Raw genomic sequence first — 16,358 nt, forward strand, 5'->3', positions numbered from 1 at the left:
GATCGACGTCGAGTGAAAAAGGACGTTGCGAATTCGGACTAGCCGAGTTTGTCGTAGTCGTCGCCCTGCTGGCGCCTGTAGAGCAGGAATCCGAGTCCGGCGACGACCAGCAGCCCGACGAGACCGACTCCACCGTAGAGGAGCAAGTCGCGCTGTTCGGCACTCGATTGTGCGTCCTCGGCTTCGGACTGTGCCTGCTCGGCGTTGCTGATCGCGCTCTCGAAGTTCCCATCGTTGTAGAAGTCGATGGCGTTCTGGAGGTCACTCTCGGCACGGTCGACATCAGCACCGCTGTCGCGAGCCTCCTCAACTGCAGCGCTCGCGTCGTCGATCGCCGTTCGCGCGTCGGAGCTGTTGGCCGTGTAGTGATGGGTCGACCACGAGCCGATATCTTCGGTTGCGCCGTCGTCGCTACGGACCTGCGTGATGTTCATCGCGGTGAACTCCTGGCGTGGCTCGTAGCTGTACTGTTCGACTTCGGGAACCTCACCGGTCAGGCTCACTTCGACCTGGCGTGGCTCTTCGTCGAGGCTCCGGTCGATACCGTCCTGTCGGATCTCCTGTCCATCGATCTGGTGTTCGTCGATCTGGGTGTCACCGTCGTAGTACGTGACCGTCCAGGTGACGTTGTTCAACTCGGTCTCGCCGTCGATCGCCCACTCGTCGTAGTCGTCGTAGAGGTCATCGATCTCGACAGTCGCGCTCATATCCGACTCGACCTCCGCCTCGTCGGGGACGTCCTCACTGGTGACAGTGACGGCTCCTGCGAGACCGACCGTGGCAAGCAGGAGACAGCCGACGACGAGCAGGGTAGTAAGCTTAGAATAACGGTTCAAGTTCATCTTCGTCATCTTCGACAAGGCTTTCTAAGTTCTCTTCGCTTTCCGATCGGATGTCCTCGATGTTGTCCTGTGCCTCGATGGCGACCTGCTGGAGCTCCTTGATCCGGGGGACGTTCGAGACGCCCGCGAGCAGGATAACACTGGCGACGAAGTTCGATTCGGGTACGGGGTAGTCGCCACCGCGCACTTCCATGCTACCGGTCTGCTCCTCGAGCCACTTGCGCCCGCGCTCTATCCCTTTCCGGTTGAGATGCTGCGGTGGGCCACTCAATACGAGTAACGCGCGTTCGGTGCCGTCGATCTCACAGGGGAGCGTAAGCCGCCCAAGTGCAGCTTTGCGGACGAGGCTCGTGATCCGGTTGGTCGTGTGTGCGGTGTCGACCTGCGGTTCGTCGCCGCCGGTAAAGCGTGAAAGAAGACCGCTGTCATCGTCACCCTTTTCGACTTCCTCGCGCGCATAGCCGATCGTCGAGACACCGCCGCCCGAAAGCGTGTTGATGATCTCGCTGGAGTCGACGACGCTTTCGGCGACTTCATCGCCCTGATTGATCTCGCCAGCTCCGAAGAGAATCCCGAAGCGTTTGACGATCTCGTCGTTGATCTCGGCGTAGCCGCTCTCGACTGACTCGCCGGACTGACGCCACGAGTCGTTGTCAAAGACCATCAGGTTGTCCACTTCGCGAACGAATGTCTGGAACGATCGTGCGGCGTTGAGCGTGTAAATTCCGCCTTCGTCGCTACCCGGCAGCACACCCAGTCCGTAAACGGGCTCGGTGTAGATTCGCTTGAGATGCTTTGCAAGTACGGGCGCACCGCCGCTTCCCGTACCGCCACCCATCCCGGCGACGATCAGGAACGCGTCGACCTCGTGGACGGGGATTGCGTCGATTGCACCCTGCACCTCGTCGATATCCTCCTCCGCGATCTCGGCCCCGAGTTCGTTGTCCGCGCCGACGCCGTGGCCCTTTACGCGAGACTGGCCGATCAGTACGCGGTTCTCCTGGGGAATCCGATCTAGCCCCATCAGATCCGCCTTGGCGGTGTTTACCGCCACTGCGGATCGAACGATCCCGCTGCCGGTCCGATCGTCGTATTCGAGGAATTTATCGACGATCTTCCCGCCTGCCTGTCCAAAACCGATCATCGCCAGTTTCATAATTCGTATCCGGGTCTCCGTTGGCATGAGAACAGAGGTAATAGGAATATAAGCCTTGTGATGGTGTGAGTAAGGGCCGTCTATTCAATAGCAAAAAACCGCAAGACGGGGGGAGATCCTATCGGTAATTGTTGATGGACTGGAAGAAACATTCTACGGGACCGTAGCGGGTGTTTAAGATCTGTTATTCTGTCGGAGTAAAAAACAAGTGCTGGCGTTAGGACAGTCCTAAATACTGCTGAAGCGTTGTGAGGGAGTCGGGATCGGCCCCGAAAGCGGTGACACCGTTGTCCGTCGTAGTGTTATCCAGTCGGAGTGAGCGCGCCTGATCTGGCCCCATCGGTATGAACGGGACCGGACCCGCGAAAGTCAGCCCGATTTTTGCAAGCGTCATCGGTAGTGGAACGATTTTGGCTGACTTCCCTTCTGCCTCGTACGCAAGACGGGTCACCTCCGCGAGGGTCAGCACATCCGGGCCCCCGATCTCGTAGATTTCTCCCGTATGGGCGTCATCTTCGACTGCATCGGCGAGCATCGGCACCAGGTCGTCAACGTGAATCGGCTGGAACCGGGTCTTGCCGCCGCCGGGAAGGACTTTGAACAGCGGTCCGGGCGTGAGTTTGCGTGCGAACGGAACGAACTCCCCGCCGTCGCCGAACACGACGGAGGGCTGGAAGATCACCGAATCGACATCCGCCTCCCGAACTGCCTCCTCGGCGAGCCCCTTCGCACGGATGTATTCGGTGAGTCCGTCAGGGTCCGCACCCAGTGCACTCATGTGGACCAGTCGGTCGACACCGTGTTCGTCCATCGCCTGTAGCACGTTTTCGGTCCCACCGTAGTGGACCGTCATGTGCGTGACTCCTTTCGGCGGCTTGAACAGCGGGGAGAGCGCAACGAGATTGACCACGACATCCTGGCCCTCGAACGCGCCCTCGATCGAGTCATAGGCCGAGAGATCGCCGACAGCTGTCTCGACGCCTTCGGGCAACTCACTCGGATCGGGATCGCGTGAGAGCGCCGTGACGTCGTGCCCACGGTCGACGAGTTCCGTACATAGGTTTCGACCGATAAATCCGGTTCCGCCCGCGACAAGGACATTCATGCTACGAGAGTGGGGTTGATCGCCGATAAATGTACCGCGAAACTGAGGGGTCCGGTTCTTACTCTCTGCTGTCTCCGTCCCCACGTGCGAGGAATGCCAGCACGACACACATTCCCATCACGCGTGTCGCGGGAACGACCCACGGCTTCCACTCGCACCGATCGGGGTCGGCGTAGGCCAGTCGCGCGCCGACATCGACGTATCGTCGAGGAAAGAGTACGGCCGGTCCACACACGAATGCGAACAGTTTGCGGACCCGACCGTGGGGATCACCGCGGCGTGCGAGCAGTAGCCAGACCAGGGCTTCGAGTCGAGCCATCGGGATCGTCCACGCGCGCAGTTCGCAGTCGTCCGGGTTTTCGAGGGCGATCCGCTCGGCGGCGTTGATAACCCGGCCGGGGACGAGCAGTTCGATGAGACCAGCAAGGATCAGGAGTCTTCGGGCCATACTCCAGCTAACAACAGCAGCTAAGAAAAATGGGGTCCCTACAGGCGGACTCCGACAGACAATTGATCAGTCAGGGCGAACCCGGTGGTATGCTGGTGACGCTCGAAGGGATCGACGGGAGCGGAAAGACGACCGTCTGGGAAGCGCTACACGAGGAGTTCCCGGATGCCGTATTCACCCGCGAGCCGACGGAGACGTGGTACGGCGAGGCGGTGAACCGCTCAATCGGGGACGACGACGCCGATCCGCTCGCCGAGCTGTTCCTCTACACGGCCGACCATGCGGCTCATCTCGCGGAGACCGTCCAGCCTGCTCTGGATCGTGGCGACCTCGTGATCTCCGATCGCTACTCCGACTCGCGGTACGCCTATCAGGGCGCGACACTGGCGGATGTCCTCGACGAGCCGATGCAGTACGTCCGGGATGTCCACGAGCCGTTTACGGTCCGACCAGACCTGACGATCTACTTCGACATCGATCCCGAGACCGCTGCCAGGCGAAGCGGCAAGACCAACAAGTTCGAACAGCACGCCTACCTCTCGCGAGTCCGGGAGAACTACGAACGACTAATCGAGGACGATCCCGGTCGGTTCGTCCGGATCGATGCCTCGGACTCACAGAGTGCAGTGCTGAAACAGGTCGTCGACGCCCTCGACCAGGTCGTCGACCCCGAACCAGGCGGTGCGTGACCCCTTTGTTCCGTCCTCGTGTCTCGACGTTCCTTCTGCTCGCGTCGAAATATATATGTGATGTTAAATTACATCTATATTAGACAATAATGGCGGGGACAGAGGACGGACTGCTCGAAGCGGTGCCGGACGCTCGGTCGGTCGACCACAGGGCCGAGTCGAAGTATATCCACCTGTACGACGCCGTTCTCGAGGACGGCGAGCGCTGGCGGCTGCTCACTATCGCCCCGGAGATCACCGATCGCGCGGTACGGACGGCGTTCACGCAGGTCGCCGGTCAGTGGGAGAAACACGGAAGTCACGACAACTGTGTTACGGTCCATGCCACAGGGACGCGACCACGGCCGTGGATCGCCGTCGAGCACCTCGACGGGGAGCCAGTCACCGCGGATCTCACTCACGAGGAGATCGGAACGGTTCTCGAAGATGTCGCGGATGTTCTCCAGCACGCTGGACTGTTCTACGGCTCGTTCCATCTGGCGCTTGATCCCGAGCAGATCTGGGTGACGCGCAACGACGAGGGCGCGATTGACGCGGTCGTCGACAACTGGGGGCTGGAGCGAGCCTGTCGAGTCGCTGCCGGGGAGACGCCGATCACGCCGTACACTCCGCCGGAGCTGCTCGACGAACCGGACGAGAAATCGTCCAGCGCCGACGTGTATGGGCTCGGTGGCGTCGTGTATTACGCCCTGACCGGACAGCCACCGATCGATCCGGACGACAATCTCGCGGCGGCGATCCGGGCTGGGTCGATCACGCCGCCCTCGGAGATCGATCCGTCCCTGCCACCCGAACTCGACGATGCCCTCGCCACTGCTCTTGCGACCGACCCCGAGGACCGCTACGAGTCACTGCCAGCACTGCAGCGCGGTATCAGCGATGGCTTGACTGCAGCGAGCGAAGCCGAACCGGCCGATGCTGACGGCGACAAACAGCCGTCGGCGTCCGGGAGCAACACCCCAGCCGACTCCGACGACGAACAGGTTGGCGATTCCGACCAGACCGACGAAGTCGCTGCTGATAGCACCGTGGATGCGGCCTCTAACAAGGACGAGCAGGACACCGAGCCGACCCCCGATACTGTCTCCACAGAGTCCGACGATGGTGCTGCAGGGGGTGAACACGACGACGGATCTCCGGATGACGAGGATGTCGATGGATCTACCGGGGATACAGGCGACGGGGTCGATGTAGGAGGCAACAGTAAGGCTACGGACGAAAGTGACAGTAAGGCTACGGACGAAACAGTCACTGACCCGGACTCGCAATCCGGGGGCGATGACGCAGCCATCTCCCGGCGGAGTCTCGTTGCAGGGGTGGGCATCGGGGCACTCGGTGTTGGCGGACTGTTAGTACTGGGAACCTCGATCCTCGGCGGTGGCGACGAGGACGAAAACGGTGAGGAAGCCGCGAACGGCGACGAAAACGGCCAAGAGGCCGCAAACGGGGATGAGCAAGCGACCCTGGAGCCCGCCGTCACGTTCCCGGACCAGGCTCTAGACGGCGGCGATGTGACGATCGAAGTCACTGCCCCCGAAGACTACTTTGTCCTGATCAGCTACCCGGACGGCGGTGAGGAGATCGTCGCTGGGTCGGACGACGTAAGCGGTCTCGATAACGAGGAGTTCCCCGTCGAAATCGAGGATCGGGGCGGTCTCCCCGGGGAGCATACCGCACACATCATCGCTAACGACGATGGAAGCGGGATTTACGGCCCGGGCGGCGAAGTGTCGGGATCGACTGCAGCCGCTGCTGGGGCGACCGACGATGCAGAGGTTACCGAGTAATCACTCACTGCCCTGGCATCTACGTGGGCATCACGAGGGATGCTGGTTTTTGATCCGCTCGGCGATCTGTCCCGGCACCGGCGTCCCGCAGTCCTTGCACTTCCAGGTTGGGTAAACGTCACCGTCCTCTTTCCTGAGGTCCTGCCTGTACTGCACTGTCGCGCCGCAGACACACCTGTGGGTCGCGGGGCCCATAGCCGTACGAACAATGTACAGCCGAATAAACGCCTCGCCGCCGGATCCCGGAGTCGCAAGATTCGTTGTGACCGCGCACTGAACGGGAGCAAATGACGGTCATCGGGCTCGACGACACCGACTCGCGCGAGCAGGGAATGTGTACGACGTATGCCGCGAGTCGGATCGCCGACGAAATCAGTGCGGCGGGCAGCGCGGTCACCCGCGTCCTGCTGATTCGCCTCAATCCCGCGGTCGAGCACAAGACCCGTGGGAACGCCGCACTCGCGATTCATACGGATCTCACACCCGATCGGGCGTTCGGGATCGCCCGCGAGTTCGTCGCGGACTCGGCAGTGACTGATGATCCTCGCACGAGCCCGGGCGTCGTCGTCGCCAGCGGCTCCCCGGAGGCGGTCCCCGACGATGTCGCTGCCTTCGCAGGGGACGCAACGTCTCGACACCACGATCTCGCCGACGCCAGGGCGCTGATCGACGCCCACGGCTACCGGAGCGCCGGCTGGGATGGCGGACGGGGACGAATCGGCGCGCTCGCGGCGATCGGGGCGTGGCGAGCACACGACGACTGGACCTACGAATATATTTCCTACCGCGAAGACGAACGCCGCGGAACGCCACGGGATATCGACCTCGATACCGTCTTCGCTGCTGCAGACGACTACTACCCCGAGGCGTGGGATACCGTCGACCGTGTCGAGGGACAGGCGGTCTGTGTCCCGCACACGCCGGGGCCGATCCTCCACGGGATCCGCGGCGACAACGCGGACGTAGTTCGGACACTCGCCCAGCGAATCGAGAGTGAGCCTGTCGAGTCAGCGCGGCTCTTTCACACCAATCAGGGCACCGACAGCCACCTGATCGACGGCGAACCTGGTGACATCGAGGACGGACACGCCTACCGCGTCGACGGGACGGTCGTCGACCCGCCCGAAACCCGTGAGGGCGGTCACGTCTTCCTGACGGTTGAGGATGGGGACGCCAGCCGACAGTGTGCGGCCTTCGAGCCGACGAAACGGTTCCGCGACCGCGTCCGGACGCTCCGGGTCGGCGATCGAGTGACGGTCTGTGGCGAGGTGAGCGACGGAACGCTCAAACTGGAGAAGTTCGCGGTACGCACGCTTGACGAGACGGAGCTCGTGACGCCAACCTGTCCCGACTGCGAGCGTCGAATGGAGAGCGCGGGTGCGGGACAGGGGTATCGCTGTCGGGACTGCAAGACCAGCTCGGATGGGAAAGTCGAGCGCCGGATCGAACGCGATCTCGAACCGGGCTGGTACGAGGTGCCGCCGTGCGCGCGCCGACACATTGCGAAGCCGCTCGTGCGAGGCGGGTTCGACGCGCCGACACATCCTGAACGGTGACGGGCGGCCCTGCTATCCGAGCACGATCGCGGGCACGTTGAACGCCAGCAGACCGAGTACGACCTGCGCGGCGATCACACTCCCGAACGTCGCTTTGAGGGCCGTGGGTGACACCCGGCGGGACCTGATGGCGGGCAGTGTCCAGCGATTACGCACCACGACGATCCACCAGCCAAGAACGGTCAGGGCGGCAGTCACCACGATCACGTCTTTGGGGTTCACCGGGTTGACCAGCAGGTTCGCACACAGGTTGACGACCGCGAGACAGACGCCGATCACGATAGCGATCAGCGCCCGCCGGTCGGGATATCGGGCGAGGAGACGTCCGGCAGCCACGATCAGAAGTTGTGCGAGCGCTGCGCCGGCGATCACGTCCACGAGGTAGTGGACGCCGAGCGTGATCCGTGTTGCGCCGACGAGTGCGACGATCCCAATCGCAACGGTATAGCGTCGCCGCCGCGTGCTGACGGGGAGGTACTCCGCGAGCAGGAAGTAGACGACCGTGCCGGTCATCGCGTGCCCACTCGGGAATCCCGGCCCGGTATTGACGACCGCATACTGGAACGCGGGCTGGAGGAGGGTCGGGAGCGACTCGACGGCAACCATCGGCCTGTCGGGTCGTGGGATCGGATACACTTCCTTGATCGCACGCCACGTCGAAGTGCTGGCGAGCAAGAGCCCGCCGATCACTACCGCATCCTCTCGATCGTGAAACAGATAGACGCCCGCCAGAACGAATCCGACGAACCAGAGGGCACCGAGCTGCGTGAGGAGGGCGATCACCATGGCGAGGGAATCAGGGACAAACGACTGGAACAGGTCGACTGCACCGACGTCTCGCTGCATACATTAGAACACTCACATGATTACTGTTAATATACGTTTCGTCGTAAATGGAACAATACATATCTGGGTGGACAGACTGGCTCGATAGCACGAATTCGAGCACGGACGGTGACTGTGTGGGGCTGTGACACACTCTGAGACACGAGTTGTCAGCCCTGAAAATCAGGGTTCGAGCCGATAGTCAACCGGAGTTCGTGCAGTTGCCATCCGGCGAACGCTGCGAGCGCGAGGCCTGCAAAGACCTGTGACCCAGTTCCTGGCTCGCCGATAGCCAGGTTGGCCAGTGCGAGTCCCGCACCGAACCCGAACGCGGCATCGAGTCCGGTCCCGTCCGTTCGTTCGGTCAGTATCCGCATCCCACCAACGACGGCAAGTCCGATAGCAACGCCCGCAAGCACGTCGACGAGATAATGAACCCCGAGAGCAATTCGCGAGAGCCCAATCACGGCAACGAGAACCGCTGCCAGCGCATACCGCTGGTTCGCCGTGCCGGACGAGACGATTCCCGCCAGCGTGACGTACGTGACAGTCGCAGTGACCGCGTGGCCACTGGGAAACCCGTATCCGCTGTCGACGACTGCGTACTCGAACACGAGAGCGAGCAGTGGCGACAGCGTCTCCGGATCGAGCATGGGCTGGTGAGGTCGGGGTGCCCCGACGATATCTTTGAGCACCATCCAGACGCCCGTCGCGACCAGCAACGCAGCACTCAGCCGAATCGCGCCGGGACGGTCCGAGTGCCAGTACACTACCGCGAGCAGGACGGCAACGAACAGCAACGAGCCCAGTTGCGTCAGGACAGCGATCGGAATCGCGGCAAGGTCGGGCAGCAGTTCGCCGAGCAGTTCGACCTCACCGACCCCCCGTGACATAACATGAGTACGATAGCCGACGGCAAAAACGACTGTCTAGCGCTGGAGACAGGTCATAACGTTTTCATCCCGCTTCCGGTCAGCGGCACGACGACGTCCGCATCCGGCGAGAGGACGCCGCGCTCCCGGTACGCATGCAGGGCGGCGGTTGCGACTGCACTCGTGGGCTCGACGTAGAAACCGTTGCGGTGGAGCCGATCGAGTTCGCTCTCGACATCGTCGCTGTCCAGCGCGATTGCATCGCCGTTCGTCCGCTCGATCGCTTCGAAGAGTTGCTCTTCGCGCGCTGGGGATCGGATCTGAATCCCATCCGCGAGGTCGTTCGTCTCCGGCGGCCTGTCGGAGTTCCCAAGCGCTTCGGTGAGGGCACTTTCCGGGGCGTCTTCGTCAACGTCATTATCGTCGTGCAGCTCGCTGGCGATCGGGTCGTAGCCGACCGCCTGTGCCCCGAGCAACCGGGGGATCCTGTCGGTGTAGCCAGCCTCACGCAGTGCGGTAAAGCCCCGGTACGCGCCCAGTAACACGGTCCCGTGTCCGAGCGGGACGACGAGTGCGTCCGGTACCGACCACTCCCGCTGGGCGGCGATTTCGTACGCCATCGTCGCCGTCCCGGCGTAAAAGGCCGGGTTCCAGGCGTGGCTGGCATACCAGCCGGTCCCCGTCTGCTGTGGCCCCTCGGATCGCTCCCCGTCGGCACCCTCAACTGCGTCAAGACAGGCGTCGGTGACGTCTTCGCGCGATCCCTCGACCCGAATCGGGCGCGCACCCGCTCGCTGGATCGCGACGAGTTTCGACTGTTTCACGTCCGCGGGGACGTAGATATCGGCCTCAATGTCGGCACGGGCGGCGTAGGTGGCGATCGCAGCACCGGCGTTGCCCGAGGAATCCTCGATCACCTTGTCGACGTCGAGCGCGGCAGCGCGGGACAGAGTCAGCGTTGCACCGCGATCCTTGTAGCTGCCCGAGGGGAACAGATACTCCAGTTTGAACTGGGCGTTCCAGCCGTCGGCGTCGACCAGCGGCGTAAAGCCCTCGTTTAACGTAACCAGCGGTGGTTCGGGAAGAAACTCCTGAAACGCCCATAGACCGAGATTGCGGTCGATCGACCGGGCGACTGGTGGGGTGTTTCGACCGGGAAGCGAGCGTTCGGCATAATCCAGCGGTGCGCCACAGAGACACCGCCACGGCTCCTCGGCGCTTGCGTCGTAGGTTCTGTCACAGGATCGGCAATGGAGATCAGTACTCATGTGTAGGGGAGTGCGGACCGGCGGCCGCGGATCCGCTGTCTGTGCGGTACTCACACACATCAGTGCAAAGAGCGTTTCGCCGGCAGAACCACGTTCAGTACGTGTCGATATCTGTGCCGACCGAGCAGATGTATTCGCCTGTTGCGACCTGTGGAAGGCGGCGAGTCCGCCAGAAGACCCCGTCGTTGTCCGCGGTTACCTCGGATTTTACCGTTCCGAAGACATCCGTGATCGTGAAGAGTCGATCGCCCGCCGAGACTCGATCGCCGAGATCGACGGCAAAATCGACCAGTCCACCCGACGGCGAGCCGTACTGGTCGAAGCCCGAGGCTCGGACCTGTGGATCGATATCGGCCATTCCGCTCAGGAAGTCATACTCGCGGAGGACGTTGAACAGCCCCTCGACACCGATCTCGACGCTTCGTTCGTCGAGACCGACAGCGCCGCCCAGCTCCGGGTCGATGGTCGGGATCCCCTCGTCGGGGGCGGCTCTGGCCAGCTGGCCGTCCGGCCCCTTCTGATCGAGGATGTAGCCACAACCAAAGGTTTTGGCCAGTTCGAGACATGCCGTGTGTTTTCGATGTCGCTTCCCGCACCGAACCCGCGTTTCGTTGATCATCCGACTCGTCGACCCCTGATGGAGGTCGATGACGAGATCCGATCCGACTGCGGCGTCGAACGTCGTGCTGGCGATCCGCTCGCTTGACGTGCCGTTATCGTTGCCGGGGTAGACCCGGTTCATCTTCGTGTCGTCGATCGGATTTCGATGCTCGGCGACCTGGAACGCGTGGTAGTTGACGATTCCGACAATCAGGATCTCGCCAGCGAGTTCGGCTGGCTCGACCTGCGGGACGAACCGTCGGAGGACGCCGAGACCGTTTAGCTCGTCGCCGTCGCTGACCGCCTGTACGTAGAGTCGCTTGCCGTCCGCTGCGCCGTTTATGACCGCGACCGGAAGTCCAATCTTGCTACCATCACGGGTCTCGCCGACGTGCAGTCGCCCGGTGTCTATCTCACCGGGTGCTGCGCTGGCCGTCCCCAGCGTTGTCATTACGTGTACTGCAGAACGGAATACTCTTAGTCAATTCGGTATCCGTGAGGAGAGTAGCAGTATCGAAGCGAGATCCGAGAGCAAAAGCGGCGTTCAGTTTTCTGACTCCCACTCGGCCTCGCACGCCTCCGAACAGAAGTGTCGGTGCTCGACTGTCCCGTCCTCGACCCACGTCCGGACGCGATGGGCGGGATCCTCGACGATCGGTTCGTCACAGACGACACATCGGGGGGCGTCGTCCTCGCTGACGTCCTCTTCGAGATCTGAAGTCGGATCTACCATTGTTGCCATTGAAGTAGACGACAGGTTTTAAACGTTCTATTTTTGTGCGCTACAGCTCTCGGGCCGCGTCGACGGCGTCGTCGAGCGCCGGCGCGTCGAAGAGGCCCTGACCGACATAGGCGTTCGTCCCGGCCGTGTAGATGGCACGCGCAGTCTCGATGACCTCCTCGTCGAGCGACTGGGGCTGGACGTCACAGAGCGGTCGCCAGTCGGCCACGTCGGTCTCTTTTGCCTCGGCTTTCGCGGCGTCGACCGCGTCGACCCACTCGGGCTGGGTTCGCTTGTGGTACTGCCGGATGACCTCCTTCGAGAGCTGCTGGTCCTCGTAGCTGAAGCGATTCTCGTCGAAGGTTCCAACCACATCGGCGACACGGATCTCACCGTCATAGTAGAGACACTCGATCTTGCCGTCCTCGTGGGTCATCCCCACCGAGTCGGCGCGCTCGGTGACGACGCGGTTGACATCGCGGGCGACCAATTCGAGTTCCTCGATGTCCGCGACGCCGGCGATCAGGTCCGCTTTGTCCCGATCCAGATACCGGTCGGACTCCTCGTACTTCGTCGAGAACTCGACGATGGGCTCGTCCAGATCGACAGCCTCGTCGGGCCATTCGTCGAGGGCGAGGCCGTGATCGGACGGGTCCGTCCGGCGGCGCAAGCTGGAGCCGATCGGCACACGATTGCGGAAGACGATTTCGAGCGGGACGAGGTAGTTCTCGCCCGCGGCGTCGTGGTAGGAATCGTAGTCGTACGCCCGCCCGTCGTGTGGCAGCTCCGGAACCTGCGTGAGGTCGATCGCCATCTCGGTCGGCGGCGCGTCGACATCATCGAGCGGGACGGTATCGCCGTCCTCGACGACACCGCGATAGTGAGTCGGCACGCCCTCGGCTTCGAGGCCCTCGAAGTTGTACGCGCCCATCGCACAGAGGCTGGCCCCCTTGTCCGGAATCTCGTCGGGCATCTGTCCCCAGTCGAACACCGAGTACGCGTCCGTAAAGACGAACGCACCGCGACCGAGCTCGTCGGGGGTCGCCTCGACGTCGACGCGGAACTCCTTGACGCTGGTCATACAGAAATGGGCGGATTCGCGGATTATGTAGCTGCCGGAACCGGACGGGCAGCCGACTGTAACAATATCACATTGTATACAATGTTACACGCCGACAACGTCCGGGCGGCGCCAGCAGTTCGGCACGTACCGCGACGAACCCGCACAGGTTTTAACGAGGGGAGACCCAAACTCTGGTGATGGCCGACGGCTTCGAGACCGGCGTCGACGACGATCCCGACCTCTCGTTCGAGCACACCCCGAGCAGCGACCAGTCCTTCGAGAACGCACTGGCGAAGGCACGGGATGGGACACGACTCACGGTTGATGACGCGATCGAGTTACTCACGACCGGCAGCGAGACCGAAGGGATCAATTCCCGCCGCAAAGAGCAGGTGCTCGAAGCCGCGGATCGACGCCGCTCCGAGGTGGTCGGCGAGGAGGTTACCTTCGTCGCGAACCTCAACAACAACGTCACGACGGCCTGTGACGTGGGCTGTCTGTTCTGTAACTTCAAGGACGCCGCCCAGCGCTTCGAGAGCGACCACGATGGCGCAAACGGGGGCTTCACCAAGACTCCAGCACAGTCCCGCGAAATCGTCGACGACGCGCTCGATATGGGGATCTATGAGGTCTGTTCAGTCTCGGGACTCCATCCCGCGTTCGCGCTGGACGACGAGCACCGCGAACTACTCGAATCGCTCGACGATCCCGATATCCAGTACACGCCACCCGAGGCCTACGACGTCGATCCCGGCACATACGTCGAACAGATCGACGCGATGAGCGTCGACGGCGTTCACGTCCACTCGATGACGCCCGAGGAGGCGTATCACGCGCGCCGCGGCACCGACTGGAGCTACGAGGAGGTGTACCGCCGACTCCGGGATGCGGGCCTCGATAGCGTTCCCGGCACCGCCGCGGAGATCCTCGTCCCCGAGGTCCGCGAGGCGATCTGTCCTGGCAAGATCGGCACCGAGGAGTGGCTGACCGCGATGGAGGCCGCCGCGAACGTCGGTCTCGACATCACCGCGACGATCATGTACGGCCACGTCGAGAACGAAGCCCATCGCGCAATTCACCTCCAGCGCGTCCGCGAACTGCAGGACCGAACCGGCGCGATCACCGAGTTCGTCCCGCTGTCGTTCATCCATCCGGAGACCCCACTCTACCGTCAGGGGCTGGTCGACGGCGGCGCAAGCGACGACGAGGACGAACTGATGATCGCCGTCTCCCGACTCTTCCTCGACAACGTCGAGCATCTCCAGTCATCGTGGGTCAAGTACGGCGACGAACAGGGGCTGAAGATGCTCACCTGCGGGGCCGATGACTTCATGGGGACGATCCTCTCCGAGGAGATCACCAAGCGCGCGGGCGGGGACTACGGCGAGATCCGCACGTTCGACCAGTATGCCGAGCTGATCGAGTCGATCGGTCGCGTCCCAGTCGAGCGCTCGACGGATTACCGGAAGCGCCGAAAACTCGACGCCGGAGATGCGCCGCTCGGCCCGCTGCTTGGCCCGCGAGCCGACGGGACGCCGCTGCTCGATCGGGCGAACAATACACCGCCTGCCGCTGACGACTAGTCGTCCGCGAGGATGGCGCGATATCGCTCGCCCGCCGTTGATTGCTCGGCGAGTGCATCCACAATCCGCCCGGAGAGCCAGTCGTCGCCCGTGGCGACACGACCTTCGAATCCGGGGGAGCGCAATTCGGTGGGCAGGAATCGCTCGTACACCGGCAGGCGCTCGCGCAGGGGGACCCCCGCATGCTCTGCTACTGCTTCCAGTTCGTCCAGCGCTGGCCACGCGTAGTCGGGATTAATATGATCGTCAGTGATCGGCGAGACGCCACCCAGATCGTCGATCCCGCAGTCGACGAGTCCACGGGCATCGGTGAGGTTCGGCGGGACCTGTACCGACACCTCCTCGGGGAGGGCAGAGCGTGCCATCGCCACGACGCGCCGCATCGTCGCCCGGTCCGGCGATCCCCCCTGCCAGCGCTCGTTTTCGCTCACCGGCTGGACGATCACCTCCTGAATATGGCCATAGCGTTCGTGCATCTCGCGGATGGCGAGGAGGCTCTCCGCCCGGTCGCGCCAGTCCTCGCCGATGCCCACCAGAATCCCTGTCGTGAAGGGGACCGAGAGCTTGCCCGCGTTAGCGATGGTGTTGAGCCGCTGGCCCGGCGTCTTCTGGCGCGAGCCAGCGTGAACGTCGACGTCCGCAGTCGTCTCCAGCATCACGCCCATGCTCGCGTTGACTTCCGCAACGGTCTGCATCTGGTCGTAGGTCTGATCCCCCGGGTTGCTGTGTGGGAGAATTCCTTCGTCCAGTGCGATCTCACAGACCTCGCGCAGGTACTCGTGAATCGAGTCGTGGCCCCACTCGTCGAGCTGGTCGTGGATCGCCGTGTAGCGGTCGTCCGGGTCGTCGCCGAAGGTAAACAGTGCCTCCGTACACCCGGCGTCGACCCCTGTCTGCAGGATTTCCTGGACTTCTTCGGGCGAGAGCAGCGTCGCCTCGCCCGGTGGATCGAAGTACGTGCAGTAGGTGCAGGTGTACCGACACGCCGTCGTCAGCGGGACGAAGACGTTCCTCGCGAAGGAGAGTTCCTCGGCTGGCGAGACGTCGGCCGGTTCGACGTCGAGCAGTGACTCGATCGCTGCCTCCTCGACGCTCACGTCCACGTCGTACTCGTCGATCCCGGGAATCACGTCACCGGGAGTAGCGGGGCTATCGGTATAAACGTCTCACTCCGGGATCGCTCCCGAAAAATCGGTCGGCGAGTCCGTTCGCGTGGCAAGTCGGTCCGCGCGGGAAGTTGGTCCGCGCGGCCAATCAGTCCGCGTTTGGCGCGGCCTGTTCTTCCAGATCTTCCAGTGCTGTCACGACGTCGCGGCGGTAGTTTTCGAGCGGGAGCTCGTACTCCTCGTCGGCCATCGCGGCGTACTCGTCGGTCTCGGGATCGAACGTATCGATCCGGTCGAGCGTCCGGTCGGCCGCCTCGACGACCCAGCGGTCGCGGATACCGTCGTCGACCACAGTGATCGATTCGGGACGAACCGAGACGTTGACCTCGCCGTCGTCAGTCTCGTACGTTCTCGGCTTGCCGACCACCGCGACGTACTCCGGCGGTTCGAGATCACGGAGCATCGAGGCGGCGTCAGGCTGGTACTGTCCGGCGTAGACGAAGAACGTCCCGGTCGGATCGACGATCCGGCCCCGCCAGTACTCGTTGTCCTCGCCGACGTCTTCCTTCTCGGTCAGCGTGCCGACGAAGAACACGCGGTTCGCGTGTTCTCCCGTCGGAAGGAGCGCGTAGACCGGCGCGCGCTCGTCGTCGGATTCTTTGAACGTGAAGCCTGCGTCGTTGAACTCGCTGGCGAAGACGCGCCGTGCGACCTCGCGGGTAGGTGCGTCGCTCATA

17 protein-coding genes are annotated in these 16,358 nt (G+C 62.9%); 4 read left to right on the top strand and 13 right to left on the bottom strand.

The genetic code is table 11. The features are described from left to right. Positions 1-38 precede the first annotated feature (38 nt). The 4 genes from AArcSt11_RS14270 to AArcSt11_RS14285 all read right to left on the bottom strand — a co-directional run bounded on the left by AArcSt11_RS14270 (position 39) and on the right by AArcSt11_RS14285 (position 3,551). Complete coding sequence (locus AArcSt11_RS14270; RefSeq protein WP_250598060.1) at positions 39-842, bottom strand: hypothetical protein; 804 nt, start codon at positions 840-842, stop codon at positions 39-41. Next, complete coding sequence (locus AArcSt11_RS14275; RefSeq protein WP_250598130.1) at positions 820-1,998, bottom strand: tubulin/FtsZ family protein; 1,179 nt, start codon at positions 1,996-1,998, stop codon at positions 820-822. The genes AArcSt11_RS14270 and AArcSt11_RS14275 overlap by 23 nt, the downstream gene beginning before the upstream one ends. Before the next feature lie 217 nt (positions 1,999-2,215). Beyond that, a complete protein-coding gene (locus AArcSt11_RS14280) occupies positions 2,216-3,103 on the bottom strand; it encodes a complex I NDUFA9 subunit family protein (RefSeq protein WP_250598061.1) in 888 nt (295 codons plus the stop codon). Between the two features lie 58 nt (positions 3,104-3,161). Then, positions 3,162-3,551, bottom strand: a complete 390-nt coding sequence (locus AArcSt11_RS14285) for a hypothetical protein (RefSeq protein WP_250598062.1) — start codon at positions 3,549-3,551, stop codon at positions 3,162-3,164. Between the two features lie 89 nt (positions 3,552-3,640). On the opposite strand from AArcSt11_RS14285, the gene tmk reads away from it, so the two are divergent. Beyond that, the gene (gene tmk / locus AArcSt11_RS14290; protein ID WP_250598064.1) at positions 3,641-4,240 is read left to right on the top strand and encodes a dTMP kinase; all 600 of its coding nucleotides are present in this window, start codon (positions 3,641-3,643) and stop codon (positions 4,238-4,240) included. An 89-nt stretch (positions 4,241-4,329) separates the two neighbouring features. Beyond that, complete coding sequence (locus AArcSt11_RS14295; protein WP_250598066.1) at positions 4,330-6,027, top strand: protein kinase family protein; 1,698 nt, start codon at positions 4,330-4,332, stop codon at positions 6,025-6,027. 30 nt (positions 6,028-6,057) lie between these two features. Here AArcSt11_RS14295 and AArcSt11_RS14300 read toward each other — a convergent pair whose 3' ends face one another. Next, positions 6,058-6,222, bottom strand: a complete 165-nt coding sequence (locus tag AArcSt11_RS14300) for a hypothetical protein (RefSeq protein WP_250598068.1) — start codon at positions 6,220-6,222, stop codon at positions 6,058-6,060. 92 nt (positions 6,223-6,314) lie between these two features. Here AArcSt11_RS14300 and AArcSt11_RS14305 point away from each other — a divergent pair, with 92 nt between their 5' ends. Continuing rightward, on the top strand, positions 6,315-7,583 hold the full coding sequence (locus AArcSt11_RS14305) for a tRNA(Ile)(2)-agmatinylcytidine synthase (protein WP_250598069.1): 1,269 nt from the start codon (positions 6,315-6,317) through the stop codon (positions 7,581-7,583). Positions 7,584-7,595: 12 nt separating this feature from the next. Here the strand turns inward: AArcSt11_RS14305 and AArcSt11_RS14310 are convergent, their stop codons facing one another. The 6 genes from AArcSt11_RS14310 to AArcSt11_RS14335 form a co-directional block, all read right to left on the bottom strand. Beyond that, the gene (locus AArcSt11_RS14310; RefSeq protein WP_250598070.1) at positions 7,596-8,429 is read right to left on the bottom strand and encodes a phosphatase PAP2 family protein; all 834 of its coding nucleotides are present in this window, start codon (positions 8,427-8,429) and stop codon (positions 7,596-7,598) included. A 149-nt stretch (positions 8,430-8,578) separates the two neighbouring features. Further along, positions 8,579-9,301 carry a phosphatase PAP2 family protein gene (locus AArcSt11_RS14315; RefSeq protein WP_250598071.1) on the bottom strand — a complete coding sequence of 241 codons (723 nt, stop codon included), beginning with the start codon at positions 9,299-9,301 and terminating at the stop codon, positions 8,579-8,581. Positions 9,302-9,354: 53 nt separating this feature from the next. Continuing rightward, positions 9,355-10,548, bottom strand: coding sequence for a pyridoxal-phosphate dependent enzyme (locus AArcSt11_RS14320; protein ID WP_250598072.1), 1,194 nt, complete (start codon positions 10,546-10,548; stop codon positions 9,355-9,357). 94 nt (positions 10,549-10,642) lie between these two features. Further along, positions 10,643-11,599, bottom strand: a complete 957-nt coding sequence (locus tag AArcSt11_RS14325; protein ID WP_250598073.1) for a succinylglutamate desuccinylase/aspartoacylase family protein — start codon at positions 11,597-11,599, stop codon at positions 10,643-10,645. 93 nt (positions 11,600-11,692) lie between these two features. Then, positions 11,693-11,881: a DUF7576 family protein gene (locus AArcSt11_RS14330; protein ID WP_250598074.1), complete on the bottom strand. Its 189-nt coding sequence runs from the start codon at positions 11,879-11,881 to the stop codon at positions 11,693-11,695. A 49-nt stretch (positions 11,882-11,930) separates the two neighbouring features. Further along, a complete protein-coding gene (locus tag AArcSt11_RS14335; RefSeq protein ID WP_250598076.1) occupies positions 11,931-12,950 on the bottom strand; it encodes a phosphoribosylaminoimidazolesuccinocarboxamide synthase in 1,020 nt (339 codons plus the stop codon). A gap of 179 nt (positions 12,951-13,129) precedes the next feature. Here AArcSt11_RS14335 and cofH point away from each other — a divergent pair, with 179 nt between their 5' ends. Then, a complete protein-coding gene (cofH, locus tag AArcSt11_RS14340; RefSeq protein ID WP_250598078.1) occupies positions 13,130-14,515 on the top strand; it encodes a 7,8-didemethyl-8-hydroxy-5-deazariboflavin synthase subunit CofH in 1,386 nt (461 codons plus the stop codon). Here the strand turns inward: cofH and cofG are convergent. Both cofG and AArcSt11_RS14350 read right to left on the bottom strand, forming a co-directional pair. Further along, the gene (gene cofG / locus AArcSt11_RS14345) at positions 14,512-15,645 is read right to left on the bottom strand and encodes a 7,8-didemethyl-8-hydroxy-5-deazariboflavin synthase subunit CofG (RefSeq protein WP_250598080.1); all 1,134 of its coding nucleotides are present in this window, start codon (positions 15,643-15,645) and stop codon (positions 14,512-14,514) included. The genes cofH and cofG overlap by 4 nt on opposite strands. 124 nt (positions 15,646-15,769) lie before the next feature. Then, the gene (locus AArcSt11_RS14350) at positions 15,770-16,357 is read right to left on the bottom strand and encodes an RPA family protein (RefSeq protein ID WP_250598082.1); all 588 of its coding nucleotides are present in this window, start codon (positions 16,355-16,357) and stop codon (positions 15,770-15,772) included. Position 16,358 lies beyond the last annotated feature (1 nt).

This window comes from Natranaeroarchaeum aerophilus (assembly GCF_023638055.1).
GTDB lineage: Archaea > Halobacteriota > Halobacteria > Halobacteriales > Natronoarchaeaceae > Natranaeroarchaeum > Natranaeroarchaeum aerophilum.

Coding starts and splice junctions, on each gene's coding strand:
- AArcSt11_RS14270 (WP_250598060.1), bottom strand. CDS start 842: ATGAACTTGAACCGTTATTCTAAGCTTACTACCCTGCTCGTCGTCGGC.
- AArcSt11_RS14275 (WP_250598130.1), bottom strand. CDS start 1,998: ATGAAACTGGCGATGATCGGTTTTGGACAGGCAGGCGGGAAGATCGTC.
- AArcSt11_RS14280 (WP_250598061.1), bottom strand. CDS start 3,103: ATGAATGTCCTTGTCGCGGGCGGAACCGGATTTATCGGTCGAAACCTA.
- AArcSt11_RS14285 (WP_250598062.1), bottom strand. CDS start 3,551: ATGGCCCGAAGACTCCTGATCCTTGCTGGTCTCATCGAACTGCTCGTC.
- tmk (WP_250598064.1), top strand. CDS start 3,641: ATGCTGGTGACGCTCGAAGGGATCGACGGGAGCGGAAAGACGACCGTC.
- AArcSt11_RS14295 (WP_250598066.1), top strand. CDS start 4,330: ATGGCGGGGACAGAGGACGGACTGCTCGAAGCGGTGCCGGACGCTCGG.
- AArcSt11_RS14300 (WP_250598068.1), bottom strand. CDS start 6,222: ATGGGCCCCGCGACCCACAGGTGTGTCTGCGGCGCGACAGTGCAGTAC.
- AArcSt11_RS14305 (WP_250598069.1), top strand. CDS start 6,315: ATGACGGTCATCGGGCTCGACGACACCGACTCGCGCGAGCAGGGAATG.
- AArcSt11_RS14310 (WP_250598070.1), bottom strand. CDS start 8,429: ATGCAGCGAGACGTCGGTGCAGTCGACCTGTTCCAGTCGTTTGTCCCT.
- AArcSt11_RS14315 (WP_250598071.1), bottom strand. CDS start 9,301: ATGTCACGGGGGGTCGGTGAGGTCGAACTGCTCGGCGAACTGCTGCCC.
- AArcSt11_RS14320 (WP_250598072.1), bottom strand. CDS start 10,548: ATGAGTACTGATCTCCATTGCCGATCCTGTGACAGAACCTACGACGCA.
- AArcSt11_RS14325 (WP_250598073.1), bottom strand. CDS start 11,599: ATGACAACGCTGGGGACGGCCAGCGCAGCACCCGGTGAGATAGACACC.
- AArcSt11_RS14330 (WP_250598074.1), bottom strand. CDS start 11,881: ATGGTAGATCCGACTTCAGATCTCGAAGAGGACGTCAGCGAGGACGAC.
- AArcSt11_RS14335 (WP_250598076.1), bottom strand. CDS start 12,950: ATGACCAGCGTCAAGGAGTTCCGCGTCGACGTCGAGGCGACCCCCGAC.
- cofH (WP_250598078.1), top strand. CDS start 13,130: ATGGCCGACGGCTTCGAGACCGGCGTCGACGACGATCCCGACCTCTCG.
- AArcSt11_RS14350 (WP_250598082.1), bottom strand. CDS start 16,357: ATGAGCGACGCACCTACCCGCGAGGTCGCACGGCGCGTCTTCGCCAGC.